Consider the following 15109-nt stretch of genomic DNA (forward strand, 5'->3'; position numbering starts at 1 on the left):
GCCGTCCGGCCGGGAGGAGCCCTGCGTGGAAACTATGACCAGCAGCACCGTGCTCGCCGCCCGCAACATCTCGAAGCGTTTCGGCGGGGTACGGGCTCTCGATGCCGTCACCCTCGAGGTCCGGGCTGGGGACGTGCATTGCGTCGCCGGGGAGAACGGATGCGGCAAGTCGACCCTGATCAAGATCATTTCTGGTGTGGAGTCGCCTGACGCCGGCGAGATCGAGATCGGGGGCCGGACGCGTTCCCGAATGACCCCCGTCGACGCGCTCCGCGCCGGTATCCAGGTCATCTACCAGGACTTCTCCCTTTTTCCGAACCTCTCGGTTGCGGAGAACATCGCGCTGACACCCCTGATCGCGCACCGCCGGAAACTGGTCAATCCGCGGGATGTCCGAACACGAGCGGCTGCAGTGGTTGCCGAGCTCGGGGTGCAGCTGGACATTGACGCCCCCGTGGAGGAGTTGACCGTCGCGGACCGCCAGCTGACGGCGATCTGTCGCACCCTCGCTGAGGAGGCGCGGGTGATCTTCATGGATGAGCCGACGACCGCACTCACGCGACATGAGGTCCAAGCCCTCTTCCGTGTGGTCCAGACCTTGCAGGAGCGGGGCGTGGCGACGATCTTCGTGAGCCACAAACTGGACGAGGTGCTGGAGATCTCCCAGCACGTCACGGTCATGCGCAACGGCGCCGTCGTCGCCTCGGGCCCGGTCGGGGAGTTCGACCGGGTCTCGCTGGGACGCGCGATGACGGGCCGGGACGTGCGGGACCTGCGGGATGTGCCGCATTTCGACCAAGGCGCACAGCCAGTACTCAGCGTCGAGGCACTGGGCCTGGACGGGGCGTTCGAGGATGTCACGTTCGACCTCAAGCCGGGGGAGATCCTGGGCATCACGGGGCTGCTCGGTTCCGGGCGCTCCGAAATCGCCGAGGCCCTTTTCGGGACCACGCCCGCCCAGCGAGGACGGGTGAAGGTCGGTGACGCGGAGGTCAAGATCCGCGGAGTCGCTGACGCAGTCGCTGCGGGTATCGGATATGTGCCGAGCGACCGGCTCACGGAGGGACTCTTCCTCGATCAGTCGATCGCCGACAACGTCGTCGCCGGCAGCCTGGACCTGCACCGGGCACGCTTCGGCCTGCTGGACGGGGCTCACCTCCGGCGCACCATCGACGCCTTCTTCTCCGCGCTGAGGATCAAGGCCCCCTCCGTCGCGGCGCCCATACGCAGCCTTTCTGGGGGCAACCAACAGCGCGTAGTGCTGGCGAAATGGCTGGCGCGGGGACCGCGGGTGCTCATCCTCAACAGCCCGACCGTCGGTGTGGATGTGGGTTCGAAGGAGGAGATCCTCGACATCCTGCGCAAGGAGGCGGGCAAGGGGAAGGGTGTAATCGTCATCTCCGACGACATTCCGGAGCTGGTCTCCGTCTGCCATCGCGTTCTCGTCGTCCGGCAGGGCCGCATCCGCCAGGTGATCGATGGGGAGCACCTGACCGAGGGTTCGATCCTCGAAGGGCTGAACGCATGAACACCGTGGTCGCGCCCTCGTCGCCGCCTCGACCGCACTCGAACGGCTCCCGCAGCTGGGCGAACCGGCTGCGGGGCAGGAACAACGAGGGAGTGCTCGCCCTGACGATCCTCGTGGTCGTCAGTGCAATGGCGCTGGTCAATCCCGACTTCTTCACCGTGTCGACCCTATTCGCGATCCTACGGAACTCGCTGGTCGAGATCGTCTTCGCCCTCGGCGTACTCATCGTGATCATCTCGGGCGGGATCGATGTGTCCTTTCCTGTGATCGGCATATTCGCGGGCTACACGGCAATAGTCCTGGCCCAGAACGGCAGCTTCGATCCGGGCGTCCTGGGAGCCTTCCTCATCGCTCTCGTGGTCGGCTCGTTGCTCGGTCTCATCAACGGCGGCCTGATTGCACGCTTCAAGCTGCCCACCCTCATCGTCACCCTGGGCACGCAGGGGGTATTCCGCGGCGTCCTGCTGGCCTACGTCGGCTCGAAGTACATCGCGGAGCTGCCCGAGAGCCTCGCCCAGCTGTCCACCACGGATCTGCTCGTCCACCAGCAGGGCCCGCTGGCGGCACGCCTGCACGTGTTCATCGTGCCCGTCGTGTTGTTATGCCTTCTCGTGCATTGGCTCCTGCAGCGGACGATGTTCGGCCGCGGTGTGTACGCCCTGGGGGGTGACACCGAGTCCGCGCGACGGGTCGGATTTCCCGTTGTCCGACTCCAGCTGACGATCTACACGCTGGTCGGGTTGCTGGCCGGGATCGCCGGCATCATGCACGTCATCTTGTCCCGCAACGCCAATCCCTACGAGCTCGCCGGAACGGAGCTCGACATCATCGCCGCCGTCGTGCTGGGTGGTGCCTCGATCCTGGGCGGCCGCGGATCGGTGTTGGGCGCCGTCCTGGGCGTTGTGCTGATCTCTGTGATCAAGAACAGCCTCATCCTCATGGGAGTGCCGGGCACCTGGCAGCGGACGGCCGTCGGCGTCCTGCTTGTTGCCGGGGTATCCATCCAGGCCGTCGGAGCCCGACGCAAGGCCCGGCGGCGAGCCGTCGAACTCCAGGAGGCCCGGGCATGATCTCAAGCCTCGATGCCGCGACAAGGCGAGTCGTGGGCATGCTGCAGGGGCAGCGCAGCCTGGCCCGGCTGCTGGCACTGGCGCTTGCGGTGCTCGTCGTCTTCTCGGTCCTGAGCCCCGAGATCTTCTTCTCGGTCATCAACTTCCAGACCATCGCGTTTACCGTCCCGGAGATCGGGCTGCTCAGCCTGGCTGTCATGGTCGCGATGCTGACCGGCGGCATCGATCTGTCGATCGTCTCGATCGCGAACCTGACGGCGCTCACCACCGCCGCGCTGTTCGCAGCGGTCGGCGGCGCAGAGATGGCCGGTGGGCAAGCCGCGATGCTCACCGTGCTACTCGTTGTGGCGGGGCTTCTGGTGGCACTGCTCGCGGGGCTCTTCAACGGCTTCCTCGTCGCCGTCGTCGGAGTGACGCCGATCCTCGCGACCCTCGGCACCATGCAGCTCTACAACGGCATCGCAATTGCGTGGACAGGTGGGGAGGCCCTGTACGGGATGCCGGAGGCGTTCCTCGTCATCGGCAATAACACGGTGGCGTGGATCCCGATCTCGTTCATCGCGTTCATCCTCATTGCCGTCGCGCTCGCCGTCCTGGTCAACCGGACGCCCCTCGGAACGAAGCTGCGGCTCGTCGGCGCTAACCCCACCGCGGCCAGGTTCTCCGGCATCCGTAATCGCCGCGTCCTGTTCGCCACGTACATGGTGACCGGCCTGCTCGCCGGGATCGCCGGTGTGATCATCGCCTCGCGATCGGCGAGTGCGAGCGCCGACTACGGCTCGTCCTACCTCCTGCTGGCGATCGTTGTCGCGATCCTGGGCGGGACGAACCCATTCGGGGGGTATGGAACGGTGCTCGGCGTGGTCCTCGCCACGCTGACCCTCGAGATGGTCTCAAGCGGATTCAACATCATGCGGTTGAGCCCGTTCGAATACACGATCGCGCAGGGCCTGATCCTCATTTCGGTCATGGTGCTGGACGCAGTGCACACCCGGCGTCGGGGGCGGGCGGCCCGACCACGCCGTCGAACAGGAACGATTTCCCCCGATCCGCAGGACCCGACGGAGTCTAGCGCCGCCGGTTCCGCTCCGGTCCGCTGAGCGAGAGCGCTGCACCGTCGCAGGGGCTTTACAGCGGGGTGGCCTTGTGAGCGCCTTCGCACGAATCCCGTGGGACACGGGCCGAGAAAGAGAGAGAATGCAAATGAACTGGATGCGCGACGTCTTCGCCGCGGAGAAGCCGATTGTCGCGATGTGTCATCTCAAGCCACTGCCGAGTGATCCGGACTATGACATCGATGCGGGGGTGGAAGCGGTGATCGAGGCGGCGCGACGCGACCTGCGAGCGCTGCAGAACGGTGGCGTCGACGGAGTCATGTTCTCGAACGAGGCGAGCCTGCCGTACGTGACCGAGGTCGAGCCAATCATCACCGCCACCATGGCTCGCATCATCGGCGAGCTCCGTTCGCAGATCACTATTCCGTTCGGGGTGAACGTGCTGTGGGACCCCACAGCCACCGTCGACCTCGCCGTCGCCACTGGCGCCCGATTCGTGCGCGAGGTGTTCAGCGGCGTGTACGCCAGCGACTTCGGCTTGTGGAACACCAACGCAGGCAAGACCGCGCGGCACCGGAGGGCAGTGGGTGGACAGGACGTCAAGCTGCTCTACAACATCGTTCCCGAGGCGGCGGTCTACCTGAACGATCGGGACGTGGCTTCCGTTGCCAAGTCCACGGTCTTCAACTGCCGGCCGGACGGGCTGTGTGTGTCTGGGCTGACTGCCGGCGCGGACACTTCGGCCGACACACTGCGCGCAGTGAAGGGCGCGGTCCCGGGAACGCCGGTGTTCGCCAACACAGGAGTGCGAGCCGAGACGGTGGCCGCCCAGCTCGAGGTGGCCGACGGCGCGATCGTCGGGACCGCGTTCAAGCGCGAGGGCTACATCTGGAACGAGGTCGACGAAGCCAGAGTCGCGGAGCTCATGACGGCGGCGCGCACCTTCCGGAAGCCGGCGGTGGCCCTGCCATGAGCGGCTACGACACCGACCCACGTTGGGGTGACGTCGGGCGTGTCCTCGTCGAGCACTCGACGCAGGTCCGGCCCGGGGAGCGCGTGATGATCGCGATGGCTGAGGTGGACTCCTACCCCCTCGCGCGGGGAGTGTTCCAGGCGGTCATCGAGGCCGGGGCCTTACCGCAGGTGCAGTTCCTGTCGGAGGAGCTTCGCCACATCATCCTCGATCGCGGCAACCCCGAACAGCTCGCCTGGGTGCCCGAGATCGAGGCATACGGGATGACATGGGCCGACGTCTACATCGCCCTGCGAGGCGGGTTCGACCTCGACGTCCACGCGGATATCCCATCGGACCGGCTCGCCGTCAACCAGGCCGCTCAGGGACGGATATCTACGCTGCGGTGGCAGAACACGCGATGGTCGCTGGCCCGTGTGCCGAACCAAGCCTTCGCGGACCAGGCCGGTGTTCCCCTCGAGAAGGTCACCGAAATGTTCTTCGCCGGGTGCCTGATCGACTGGAGTGCCGCCTCCGCGCAGTGGCGCGAGTGGGCGAGCCGAGTGGCCGGGGGCCGAGTGATCGAGGTTCAGGGTCCGGGAGTGGATCTGCGGTTCTCGATCGAAGGTCGGAACTGGATCGTTGCCGACGGTCGGACGAACATGCCTGATGGCGAGCTCATGACCGCTCCGCTCACCGAGACCGTCGACGGCTGGATCTCTTTCGAGAACCCGGCGGTGCTCGGTGGGCGCCGGATGCATGATCTCCGGTTGCGCTGGGAGAAGGGGGTGCTGGTCGAAGCGACGGCATCCACACACGAGGACTATCTCCGCTCGGTACTCGCAACGGACGCCGGGGCGACCCTGATCGGCGAGTTCGGCATCGGCACCAACCCGTTCATCGACCTCGTGTGCGACGACATCCTGATCGACGAGAAGATCAACGGGACAGTCCACATCGCGTTGGGTCGCGCCTACCCCGAGTGCGGTGGGGTGAACCAGTCGGCCATCCACTGGGACATCGTCAAGGACCTTCGGGACGGGGGAGAGGTCCTGCTCGACGGGCGGCCTGTCGTCAACGGTCGCGGACTGGTCCTCTAGTACCGCAACGGCGCTGAGGTGAGCCGAGGCGATCGAGTCGAAATGATTCTTCGATTCCCTCGTAATGTAATAGGATGTGTGGCTTCGGGAATAATTCACCCTAATCTTTAGTAGTTGCTTCGACGCGCCATTCCAATGTGCGCTGCTGTGGAGGGCGGCAAAAATGACTGTGCCGTCGGCGAGCTTCCCTTCCAAGCGCTCCGCTGCCGCAGTCCCGCCAGCTCGCGCGATCGGCTAGCGTCCGCACCGTTGGCCGCGGTCGAGTCAGCCGTTGAGCCGGTGTCCTTGATGCTCAAAGAGATCGATCGCCGCTGGCCGGTGGGTCACGTCCGGCGGGCGATCTTCCCGTCCACGAGCGTGCGCAGCCGGCGACCACCCCGCGGCCGCGGCGGACCGAGCACGGCGGTCACGCCCGGGTCCCGCTCGCCCGCCGCGCTACCGGGATGGGCAGGGGATCGGCGCCGGCTACGACCCGGTTGCGGATGGTGCCGATGCCCTGCACGGTCATCGACACCACGTCACCGACCCGCAGCGGCGGCGGGTCGGCCCGGCTGCCGCGGCGGTTCCACAGCTCCATCAGGCAGCCGTTGCCGCAGGTGCCGGAGCCGAGGACGTCGCCGGGACGGACCCAGGCACCGCGCGAGGCGTAGGCGACCAGGTCCTCGAACCGCCAGGCCATGTTGGCCAGGGTGTCCGAGCCGAGCTCCACGTCGTTGACCGACACCGACATCGCCAGGTCGAACCGGTCGCCGCGGCGGTGGGGCTCCAGCTCGTCGGCGGTGACCAGCCACGGCCCCAGGGTGGTGGCGCTGTCCTTGCCCTTCACCGGGCCGAAGCCCAGCGCCATCTCGGCGAGCTGGGTGTCGCGCGCGCTCCAGTCGTTGAGGATGAGGTACCCGGCGATGTGCTCTCGGGCCTGCTCGGGGGTCAGGTCGCGGCCCGCGCGCCCGATCACGGCGGCCACCTCGAGCTCGAAGTCGAACAGCTCGCACCCGGGTGGCACCGCCACGTCGTCGCGCGGGCCGACGACCCCGTTCGGGTTGGAGAAGTAGAACACCGGCACCTCGTAGAGGCCGGGGTTGCCGGTGGCGCCGGGTCCGCGGCCCAGCGCCATCCCCTCGATGTGCTGCTCGAAGGCGATGAAGTCGCGCACCGCGGGCGGTCGCAGGGGCGCGGTGAGCGCCACATCGGCCAGCGCCACGGTCTCGCCGCCGCTACGGGCCCGCTCGGCGGCGGCCGCCAGCGACGTCGGGGCGTCCGCGAGCAGGTCGACGAGGTCGGTGCCGGGCGGCAGCGCGTGCAGCGTCCCGCCTTCGAGCAGGCCCACCCGGGTGGCGCCGGCCCGGTTGAGGGGGCCATCGGTCCAGGCCGCGAATCGCATCCGTCCTCCGAGGGGGGTGATCAGGAACGGGGTCGCGCGGCGACGGCGGCGAGCCCGAACAGGTCCACGGCGGTCCCGCCGCGGATCGCGGTGGCGGTGTCCTCGTCGAAGCCGGCGGCAGCGAGCTCCGCGACCGGGTCGTCGCTGCCCATGTCGAACGGGAAGTCCGAGCCCAGCAGCACCCGGTCGGGCCCGACCACCTCGACCAGGTGGCGCAGCACCGCGGGGCTGTGCACGACCGTGTCGTACCAGAGCTTGGACGCGTAGCTGCTCGGCGGCTCGGCGCAGGTGCGGCTCTCCGGGCGGACCCGCCAGCCGCGGTCGGCCCGGCCCAGGTGGGTGGGCAGGTACCCACCGCCGTGCGCGGCCAGCAGGCGGAGTCCGGGGTGGCGGTCGAGCACGCCGGAGAAGATCACGTGCGAGAGCGCGACGGCGTGCTCGACGGGTTGGCCGACGATGTTGGCCAGGTACCAGTCGCCGAGGCGCTGGTCGAGGCTGCAGCCGAAGGGGTGCAGGAATACGACGGCGCCGCGGTCCGCGGCCAGCGCCCAGAAGTCCTCCAGCCCGGGGTCGGACAGCTCGACGGCCCCCGCGTAGCTGGAGATCTCCACCCCGCGCAGGCCGGCGTCCAGCGCGTCCTGCAGCGCCTCGACGGCCAGGTGCGGGTGCTGCAACGGGGCCAGGCCGAGCCCGACCAGCCGCCGCGGCGCCGCGGCGCAGTGCTCGGCGATCGCGGCGTGCGCGGTCCGGAAGACCGTCGTCGCGGTCCCGGGGTCCGCCCACGGGTGGTAGTGGTTCGGGGACGGGCTGACCACCTGGACGTCGACGCCGGTGTCGTCCATCGTCCGCAGCCGCACCCGCACGTCGGTGAGCTTGCCGATGATCGGGGCCAGGAACGCGCGCGCCGCCGCCGGATCGGCCCCGGCGCCGGTGCGCCGCCGCTCGGCCTCCTGATGGGCGGCGAGGTCGGGGTGCTCGGCCACCGCCTGCTCGACCGCCGGGATCAACAGGTGCGCGTGCACGTCCACGGTCGGCGCCGGGGGTGCTGCGGCCATGCGTTTCCTCCCTGCGCTGGGAACCTGTCCACCCTCGCAGCCGCCGCGGGGGTCCGGAAATCGGAAACGGTGATGCCGTGATCACGACGACCGATGGCTCCGGCGATCGATGACCGCTATGCCCCTATCCGGACAACCGATTTCCCGCGGGAAGGAGCGCTGGGGATAGTTCGTCGGCAGGAATGGCAGGACAGCCAACGCCGACTCGTCCGTCAGGAGCACCATGTCCACCACTGGCGCCGAACGCCCGGCCACGCCCCGCACCGAGGTCCCGCCGACCGGTGAGCCGCGGGTCAGGCCCCGATTCCTCCTCGGCTACGCCTTCGCCTACTTCGGGGCGCTGGCGGCCACGCTGGCGCCGGCCATCCTCACCCTGCAGCTCAAGGTCGCGCAGCTGACCGCGTCCGCACCGGAGATCGCGCTGTCGCTGGTGCTGGGGGTCGGCGCGCTCGCGTCAATCGTGGCGAACCCGGTGTTCGGCCGGCTCTCCGACCGCACGACGAGCCGGTGGGGCATGCGCCGGCCCTGGCTGGTCGGCGGCATGCTGGTGGCCCTGGTCGGGCTGCTGGTGGTGGCCGTGGCGCCGAGCGTCGCGGTGATGACCGCCGGCTGGGTCGTCGCCCAGCTCGGCTTCGCGGCCAACCTGGCGGTGCTCATCGCGCTGCTGGCCGACCACGTCCCGGTGCACCAGCGCGGGTCGGTGTCCGGCCTGCTCGGGTTTGCCCAGGCAGTGGCGACCGTGGTCGGCATCGCGCTGGCCATGGCACTGTCGTCGAGCAACGTCGCGATGTTCCTGGTGCCCGCTCTGCTGATGTTGGCGGGGACGGTCGTGCTGGCCCTCCTGCTGCCCGACCGCCGGCTCGCCCCGGCCGACCGGCCGCCCGTGGACCTGGGTGAGCTGCTGCGCAGCTACCGGCTGAGCCCGCGGCGGTTCCCCGACTTCTCCTGGGCCCTACTCAGCCGCTTCGCCTTGTGGATGTCCATCTCACTGGTGCTGGGCTACCAGCTGTTCTTCCTGCGCGCCCGGCTGGGCCTGGACGAGGCCGCGGCCTCGCAGATGGTGTTCTTCGGTGTGCTGGCCCAGACCGCGACGATCGCGGTCAGCGCGTTCGTGACCGGGCGCCTGTCGGACCGGTGGGGGCGCCGGCGGATCTTCGTCGCCGTCGCGGCCGCCGTCTTCTCGATCGGCTTGCTGGTACTGGCCTTCGTCACCACCGTGCCGTTCTACCTGGTGGCTATGGTCGTGCTCGGGTTCGGCCAGGGCACCTACGTCGCGGTCGACCTGGCGCTGATCACCGATGTGCTGCCCGACAAGGAGTTCGACGCGGCCAGGGACATGGGGCTGGTCAACGTCTCCAGCGCCCTCACCCACACCCTCGCTCCGGCCATCGCGCCGCTCTTCCTGGCCATTGGGGGTGGCACCCGGAACTACACGGCGTTGTTCGTGGCCGGTGCGGTGTGGTCGATGATCGCCGCGATCGCGGCGATGCGGGTGCGGAGCGCCCTCTGAGCGCTCTCGCAGGGCTGTGCCGGCGCCGCCAGGTGGACGAGCTGTTCTGTCTGTTGGGCAGTGGATCAAGCGCCAGTCGCGGAGGTAGGAGATCTGGCCGACCGCGGCCGTGCTCGTCGAGAACATGCAGTAGGTCGCCGACGAGCTCGTCGCGCTACGGGCAGGGCCACGTCCCGGACGGAGACACTCAACCCCAGCTCGGCCGCCAGGTGCTCCGTTGCTGCGACGGCATTGACTGGCGCGGGTGGAGCGAATGTGGAGCACGGCGTCGCGCCGAGCTGGCCTGAAGAACGCCGGGCTGCGTCGTACTGCACCGCGATTAGCAGCGGATTTTCTGTTTCCGCTGGTCGGGGCGGCGCTTCGACCGTACTGGGGGTCAAGGGGTCGCAGGTTCAAATCCTGTCGTCCCGACGGCACGATGGGCGGTTCCCTACGTCGGGGGAGCCGCCCATCAGCGTTTCTACCTGCGGAACCGCTGATCGTCGCGTTGGGACCGCGAGGCCGGTCACGATCTAGAGTGCGTGTGCTTGTTGGGGACCACTGGGGGACCGCGGCGTCCTGAGGTAGGCACTCAGGGCGTTGCCGACCGCTCCCACACGACACCAGACGGGCCCTGGGTGCCCTTCTGCGCCCTGCCGGGCAGCAACATCCCGACACATAGAGACACCCCTCCGGGATGCTTGACGCGTACGCCGCCGATCCCGCCGCGCGGTCGACGACCTTCCTGGTGATGGACTTCGTTATCTGTCCAGCGCGCCGTCTGACACAGCGAGCTCTTGCGCCTCCACCGCCCGGCAGTAGTCGAGTTGCTGCTGCGCCAGCTTCCGGACTCGTTTGAGTGATGCGATCCGCTCGTCGATGAGGTTGATCTTGGACTGTAGGCTCTCTTGTGCTCGCGCGTGATCTAGCGCGCCGTCGATCATCTCCTGGCAGAAGGCCAGGATTTCACGCAGGGAGAATCCTATCGATTTCCCAGAGGCGATGACGTCGGCCGTTTCGATGTCCTTCTCGGTGTAGTGCCGATAGCCGTTCTCGCTGCGGCTGCTGGAGAAGAAGCCCATCTTCTCGTAGAAGCGGATCGTGTCGGTGCTGACGCCGACGCGTTTAGCGAATTCGCCGATCAACATGCGCTGAGCCTCCTTGTCGATCCGAGCGGAGTGGAGTGAGGCGCGGATCACCTGGACCTTGGACCACACTCCAAGGTTTACGTTCGAGTCGACCGACAATCAAGGAGGCTCCGATGACTGTGACTCATCCCAAACCCGGAACTGCGGTAGACGGCCTGCACGGCTTCCACCACCGCTACGCCGAAGGGAACGGCACCCGCATCCACTACGTGATCGGCGGCGCCGGCCCGGCGGTCGTGCTGGTGCACGGCTTCCCGTTCACCTGGGCGGTATGGCGTGAGCTGATGCCGATGCTGGCGGCCCAGGGCTACACCGTGCTAGCCCCCGACCTGCGCGGCATGGGCGATTCCGACCCAGCCGAGAGCGACACCTTCGCCAAGACCAACGTCGCCGAGGACATCCGGCAGATCGTGCTCGGGCTGGGTCTCGGACCGATCAACCTGGTCGGCATGGACGTGGGCGGCATGGTGGTCTACGCGTACGCGTCACGGCACCCTGACGAGGTCCGCCGGCTGGTGCTCTCCGAGACGCTGATCCCCGGCTTCGGCCTCGAGGAGATGATGAACCCTTCCGTCGAGGGCGGTACCTACGCCTTCGGGTTCAGCGGCCAGGTCGACCTCGCCACGTTCCTCACCCAGGGCAAGGAAACCGAATACCTCACACCGTTCTATCGGCTGGCCTCAGTGCGCCCGGACGCCGAGGAATACGGCGTAGCCCACTATCTGCCGCATTTCACCGGCCCGAACGGCATCCGTGGCGGCTTCCAGCACTACGGCGCCATGATCGAGGACGGCAAGGCCAACCGGGCCGAGTTCACGACCCGGCTCCCGATGCCGGTCCTGGTGCTCAACGGCGACCACGGCTACTACCGCGACCAGCTGCTGGCCGGCGCCCGGCAGGTCGCCGAGAACATCGAAACCGATGTCATCGCGCAGGCTTCCCACGCGTACGCGTTCGACAACCCGCAGGCCACCGCCGAGCGATTCCACCGATTCTTCGCGGTGTCCGATACTGAGCGGCTGGTCATCGTCGACGAGATCCGCCAGTTCGTGGCCCGGTACGCCTACTACGCCGACCACAAACAGTTCGACCAGCTCGCGCGGCTGTTCGCACCGGAGGCGACCTTCACGATCTATGACCCGCAAGGCGTCCAGGTTATGCAGATGACCGGCCCGAAGGAGATCGAGGACGTCATCACCACCAGTGTCGGCGACGCCACCGCGATCCACCACCTGTTCTCCTTCACCACCGAGGTCCACTCGCCGGTGGCTGCGTCCTCGACCATCAACATGGAGGACTGGATCGACGGCAGCACCCTCAAGGCGCGCGGCTACGGCCACTATCACGGCGAGTTCGCCAAGGTCGATGGTTCCTGGCGGATAGAGAAGTTCGTCCAGACCTGCCTGCGCACGGATGTGCTCCCGTGAGCACGCCGGGCGCCAGTGGCATCGACGTGTCCCCGCTCCTTACGGCAGGGCTGATATCCCATGGAGTCGACCCTCAACCGCTGCGGCGCGAGGATCGTCTCCGGGTGACGCCGGATCGCGGCTGCGACCTGCGCAGTGGTCTGCCAGATGGTCATGGCCTCGACCGCCTTGCCTGGTGTCTCAGCCGGATGGATCCGCATGCCTCAAGCTGCGCCTGCTCGCCCAGGGCCATCACCCACGCGTCAACCGAGGCTGGAGAAAGACCAGCGGCCGCGTCGGCGAGGCTGGTGGCCGTGGTAGCCGAATCGGTAGCCAACTACGTATGAAACCTGTGGGGGCGGATGGGCATCAACGCGACGATCGAGATCTCTTCAGGTATCGGCGCTGGTCACCCGCCGTCTGGCCGAACTGGGCGAAACGCGCGCAACGTGGTCGGGCTTGTTCGCACCGACTTGTTCAATGCCGGCAGGAGATCGGGTCTGCAGCCACGATCTCTGAGGTGATGGTCGGGGTCGCTCGGTTCACACCTGCCGCCGTGTTGGCTGACTGTTGAAGTCGGTGTGCCGTCTCTTCGAACCCGGTGGTTGTGGTGGAGGAGATCGGGTGTCGCGTCGAGCTGCGTTCGCTGGTCCGGTCGTGATCGCGGTTGATCCGCATAAGCGGTCGTGGACCGCGGTGGCGGTGAACCGGTCGCTGCAGGTAGAGACCTCGGTCCGGGTTGAGGCTGACCGGGACGGGTATCGGGAGTTGCATCGGTTCGCCCGGGGCTGGGCGGAGTCGCGGTGGGCGATCGAGGGTGCGGGCCGGGTTGGGTGCGCCGCTGGCGACGCGGTTGCCGGCCGATGGACTGGCTGTGCTGGACGTGCCGGCCAAGCTGGCTGCGTGGGTGCGGCTCCCGGACCGAGGTGGCCGGATCGCCGAGACCGGTAAGGATGCGCGGTGGCTGAAGCGGCAACTGTCCGATGTGGTCTTGCACCGGGCCACCTCGATGCCCTCACAGTTGAGCGCCAGCCACACCTCGGCTCGGTGTCCCTTCAGCCCGAGCCGGTGGTCGTCGAACGTTTGGGAATCGTTCGGGACTCATGACGGCAGCTCGTACACATCGCCGCAGCGCTTGCACGTGCGCGCATCCACGGACTCGGCGAACGCCTTGATTCCGGCTGCGAAGTCCTGGTCCAGTTGGGTCACCATGAAATCGAGCTCGTGGATCAGGTTGTCACAGCTCCGGCAGTACCACTCGCACTTCTCCCACGTTCCCGGGGGACGGACGTGCTCGATGACGATGCCGAGGGTGCCTTTCGGGCGCTGCGGTGAGTGCCTGACGTTGCGCGGAAGGAGGAACATCTTCCCTTCGAGGACGTCGACACGTTCCCGCCCGTGGGCGGTCATGATCTCGATGTGCATGTCGCCCTTGATCTGGTAGAACCACTCCTCGTATGGATCCACATGGAACTCGGTCCGTTCGTTGGGCCCGCCCACGACCTGGACGACGAAATCCTCGGCCGCCGTCCAGATGACCTTGTTGTTCACTGGAGGTCGCAACAGGGGAGCGTTCTCGGTCAGCCATTCGGTGAAGTTCAGGACCTGCGGAGTCGGTTCCTGCACGAATGGGGGAGTGGGCTCGTTGTCAGTCATCGGTACTCTTCCTGGTCGATCTGTCGACGCGTCTTCTGTGGTTTGTGGTAGCTCTTCGGTGTCGTGTGCGGCGGCAGCGTCGCCATCGGTGCGTCCAGTGCTCGATGCCGGTCCTGTTCGACGCACAACGCGACCGAACAGTTGGTTAGTCGGTGGCGTGCGGCGGCGTGATGCGATGGAATCCGCCTCGGTAGAACAGCAGCGGTTCGTCGGCGTCCTGTTCCGGCGGGCTCATCTCCAGCACTCGCCCGATCACGAGGTCGTGATCACCTACGGCGAACTCGGTGTCGATGCGGCAGTCGAGCCACATGAGGCTGTCGGTGAGCACCGGGTTTCCTGACGCGGTGTCGGTGCGCGGAACCGTGCTCCACCGGTCGACGCCTTTGCGGGCGAACACCGAAGCGACGTCGCGGTGTCGGTGACCCAGCACGGACACGGAGAACCTGCCGGTTGCTCGGATCAGAGGGAAGGTGCTGGAGCTGTGGTCGACACTGATCAGCACGAGCGGGGGGTCGAGGGACGCGCTGTGGAACGACTGGCATGTGAACCCCAACAGCGTTCCGTCGTCGGCACGAGCGCCGACGACCACGACGCCGGAGGCGTACCGGCCCAGGGTGTCGCGGTACGCGCGCGACTCCGGTGCGATGGACGTGTCCGCGGTCATGACGCTCGCACCGTCTCGCACAGACGTGCGACCTGGCGCATCGCTCGGGTGTAGCGGGCTGCGGCTTGGTCGGCGAGCGCGTCCAACCGGTCCATCGACGAAGTCGGGAAGTACCAGCCTGCTCCCGGCACGACGGCGCCGAGCTCGGTCAGCAGCGGCGTGAGGTGCGCGTCGACGCCCATCGCGTGCGCGGGATCACCGCCGGTCATCACGGGGATGGCGGTCACGCCGGTCAACCCGCCTGCCGCGAAGCGGTCCAAGAAGGCTTTGACCAGCCCGGTGTAGGTCGCCTTGTAGGTCGGAGTGGCGATCACGACGAGATCGCTGCTCGCTACACGGTCGTTCATCGCGAGCATCGTGTCCGAGGGCCAGGTGAAGACCTCGCTCGCGTGTTCGGCCAGGTCGATGACCTGCCGGTCCGCATTGGCATCCGCCAAGCGGTCGAGCAGCGCCTCGGCAACCTGGCGGGTGCGCGAAGCGGGTTTCGGGTTTCCGACGACAACGGTTGTTCTCATAGCTGCTCCGTTCGGCTTCACGGCGTCGGGATCGACGACCGCCGCGATCTGCCTGCAGCTGGTACGAGGTTCTTCGGCTCGTACAGCCCC

At 67.6% G+C, this 15109-nt stretch carries 13 protein-coding genes; 7 read left to right on the top strand and 6 right to left on the bottom strand.

Annotated elements, in window-relative coordinates; genetic code table 11:
- Positions 1 to 34: 34 nt before the first annotated feature.
- From ACQPZQ_RS15425 to ACQPZQ_RS15445, 5 genes are read left to right on the top strand one after another with little or no spacing between them, the layout of a single operon-like run.
- Positions 35 to 1528, top strand: coding sequence for a sugar ABC transporter ATP-binding protein (locus tag ACQPZQ_RS15425; protein WP_433299231.1), 1494 nt, complete (start codon positions 35 to 37; stop codon positions 1526 to 1528).
- The gene (locus tag ACQPZQ_RS15430; protein WP_433296189.1) at positions 1525 to 2598 is read left to right on the top strand and encodes an ABC transporter permease; all 1074 of its coding nucleotides are present in this window, start codon (positions 1525 to 1527) and stop codon (positions 2596 to 2598) included. The genes ACQPZQ_RS15425 and ACQPZQ_RS15430 overlap by 4 nt, the downstream gene beginning before the upstream one ends.
- Complete coding sequence (locus ACQPZQ_RS15435) at positions 2595 to 3698, top strand: ABC transporter permease (RefSeq protein WP_433296191.1); 1104 nt, start codon at positions 2595 to 2597, stop codon at positions 3696 to 3698. Before ACQPZQ_RS15430 ends, ACQPZQ_RS15435 begins: the two co-directional genes overlap by 4 nt.
- Positions 3699 to 3744: 46 nt before the next feature.
- The gene (locus tag ACQPZQ_RS15440) at positions 3745 to 4626 is read left to right on the top strand and encodes a BtpA/SgcQ family protein (protein ID WP_433296193.1); all 882 of its coding nucleotides are present in this window, start codon (positions 3745 to 3747) and stop codon (positions 4624 to 4626) included.
- Positions 4623 to 5705: an aminopeptidase gene (locus ACQPZQ_RS15445; protein WP_433296195.1), complete on the top strand. Its 1083-nt coding sequence runs from the start codon at positions 4623 to 4625 to the stop codon at positions 5703 to 5705. Before ACQPZQ_RS15440 ends, ACQPZQ_RS15445 begins: the two co-directional genes overlap by 4 nt.
- Before the next feature lie 406 nt (positions 5706 to 6111).
- Here ACQPZQ_RS15445 and ACQPZQ_RS15450 read toward each other — a convergent pair whose 3' ends face one another.
- Positions 6112 to 7086, bottom strand: coding sequence for a fumarylacetoacetate hydrolase family protein (locus ACQPZQ_RS15450; RefSeq protein WP_433296197.1), 975 nt, complete (start codon positions 7084 to 7086; stop codon positions 6112 to 6114).
- Between the two features lie 20 nt (positions 7087 to 7106).
- Complete coding sequence (locus ACQPZQ_RS15455) at positions 7107 to 8141, bottom strand: amidohydrolase family protein (RefSeq protein WP_433296199.1); 1035 nt, start codon at positions 8139 to 8141, stop codon at positions 7107 to 7109.
- Positions 8142 to 8364: 223 nt separating this feature from the next.
- Here ACQPZQ_RS15455 and ACQPZQ_RS15460 point away from each other — a divergent pair, with 223 nt between their 5' ends.
- Positions 8365 to 9651: an MFS transporter gene (locus tag ACQPZQ_RS15460; protein WP_433296201.1), complete on the top strand. Its 1287-nt coding sequence runs from the start codon at positions 8365 to 8367 to the stop codon at positions 9649 to 9651.
- Positions 9652 to 10391: 740 nt separating this feature from the next.
- On the opposite strand, the gene ACQPZQ_RS15465 is transcribed toward ACQPZQ_RS15460, so the two are convergent.
- Positions 10392 to 10778: a MerR family transcriptional regulator gene (locus ACQPZQ_RS15465; protein WP_433296203.1), complete on the bottom strand. Its 387-nt coding sequence runs from the start codon at positions 10776 to 10778 to the stop codon at positions 10392 to 10394.
- Between the two features lie 113 nt (positions 10779 to 10891).
- On the opposite strand from ACQPZQ_RS15465, the gene ACQPZQ_RS15470 reads away from it, so the two are divergent.
- Positions 10892 to 12205: an alpha/beta fold hydrolase gene (locus ACQPZQ_RS15470; protein ID WP_433296205.1), complete on the top strand. Its 1314-nt coding sequence runs from the start codon at positions 10892 to 10894 to the stop codon at positions 12203 to 12205.
- 1080 nt (positions 12206 to 13285) lie between these two features.
- On the opposite strand, the gene nbaC is transcribed toward ACQPZQ_RS15470, so the two are convergent.
- The 3 genes from nbaC to ACQPZQ_RS15485 all read right to left on the bottom strand — a co-directional run bounded on the left by nbaC (position 13286) and on the right by ACQPZQ_RS15485 (position 15019).
- Entirely contained in the window at positions 13286 to 13840 is a 555-nt protein-coding gene (gene nbaC, locus ACQPZQ_RS15475; RefSeq protein WP_433296208.1) for a 3-hydroxyanthranilate 3,4-dioxygenase, read from the bottom strand.
- 145 nt (positions 13841 to 13985) lie between these two features.
- Positions 13986 to 14504 (bottom strand): flavin reductase family protein, encoded by a 519-nt coding sequence (locus ACQPZQ_RS15480; RefSeq protein ID WP_433296210.1) that lies wholly within the window; start codon positions 14502 to 14504, stop codon positions 13986 to 13988.
- Positions 14501 to 15019: an NADPH-dependent FMN reductase gene (locus tag ACQPZQ_RS15485; RefSeq protein WP_433296212.1), complete on the bottom strand. Its 519-nt coding sequence runs from the start codon at positions 15017 to 15019 to the stop codon at positions 14501 to 14503. The genes ACQPZQ_RS15480 and ACQPZQ_RS15485 overlap by 4 nt, the downstream gene beginning before the upstream one ends.
- Positions 15020 to 15109: the final 90 nt, after the last annotated feature.

Source organism: Pseudonocardia sp. CA-142604 (genome assembly GCF_050948475.1).
In the GTDB taxonomy this organism is placed as follows: domain Bacteria; phylum Actinomycetota; class Actinomycetes; order Mycobacteriales; family Pseudonocardiaceae; genus Pseudonocardia; species Pseudonocardia alaniniphila.

Coding starts and splice junctions, on each gene's coding strand:
- nbaC (WP_433296208.1), bottom strand. CDS start 13,840: ATGACTGACAACGAGCCCACTCCCCCATTCGTGCAGGAACCGACTCCG.
- ACQPZQ_RS15460 (WP_433296201.1), top strand. CDS start 8,365: ATGTCCACCACTGGCGCCGAACGCCCGGCCACGCCCCGCACCGAGGTC.
- ACQPZQ_RS15485 (WP_433296212.1), bottom strand. CDS start 15,019: ATGAGAACAACCGTTGTCGTCGGAAACCCGAAACCCGCTTCGCGCACC.
- ACQPZQ_RS15465 (WP_433296203.1), bottom strand. CDS start 10,778: ATGTTGATCGGCGAATTCGCTAAACGCGTCGGCGTCAGCACCGACACG.
- ACQPZQ_RS15455 (WP_433296199.1), bottom strand. CDS start 8,141: ATGGCCGCAGCACCCCCGGCGCCGACCGTGGACGTGCACGCGCACCTG.
- ACQPZQ_RS15470 (WP_433296205.1), top strand. CDS start 10,892: ATGACTGTGACTCATCCCAAACCCGGAACTGCGGTAGACGGCCTGCAC.
- ACQPZQ_RS15430 (WP_433296189.1), top strand. CDS start 1,525: ATGAACACCGTGGTCGCGCCCTCGTCGCCGCCTCGACCGCACTCGAAC.
- ACQPZQ_RS15480 (WP_433296210.1), bottom strand. CDS start 14,504: ATGACCGCGGACACGTCCATCGCACCGGAGTCGCGCGCGTACCGCGAC.
- ACQPZQ_RS15450 (WP_433296197.1), bottom strand. CDS start 7,086: ATGCGATTCGCGGCCTGGACCGATGGCCCCCTCAACCGGGCCGGCGCC.
- ACQPZQ_RS15435 (WP_433296191.1), top strand. CDS start 2,595: ATGATCTCAAGCCTCGATGCCGCGACAAGGCGAGTCGTGGGCATGCTG.
- ACQPZQ_RS15445 (WP_433296195.1), top strand. CDS start 4,623: ATGAGCGGCTACGACACCGACCCACGTTGGGGTGACGTCGGGCGTGTC.
- ACQPZQ_RS15425 (WP_433299231.1), top strand. CDS start 35: ATGACCAGCAGCACCGTGCTCGCCGCCCGCAACATCTCGAAGCGTTTC.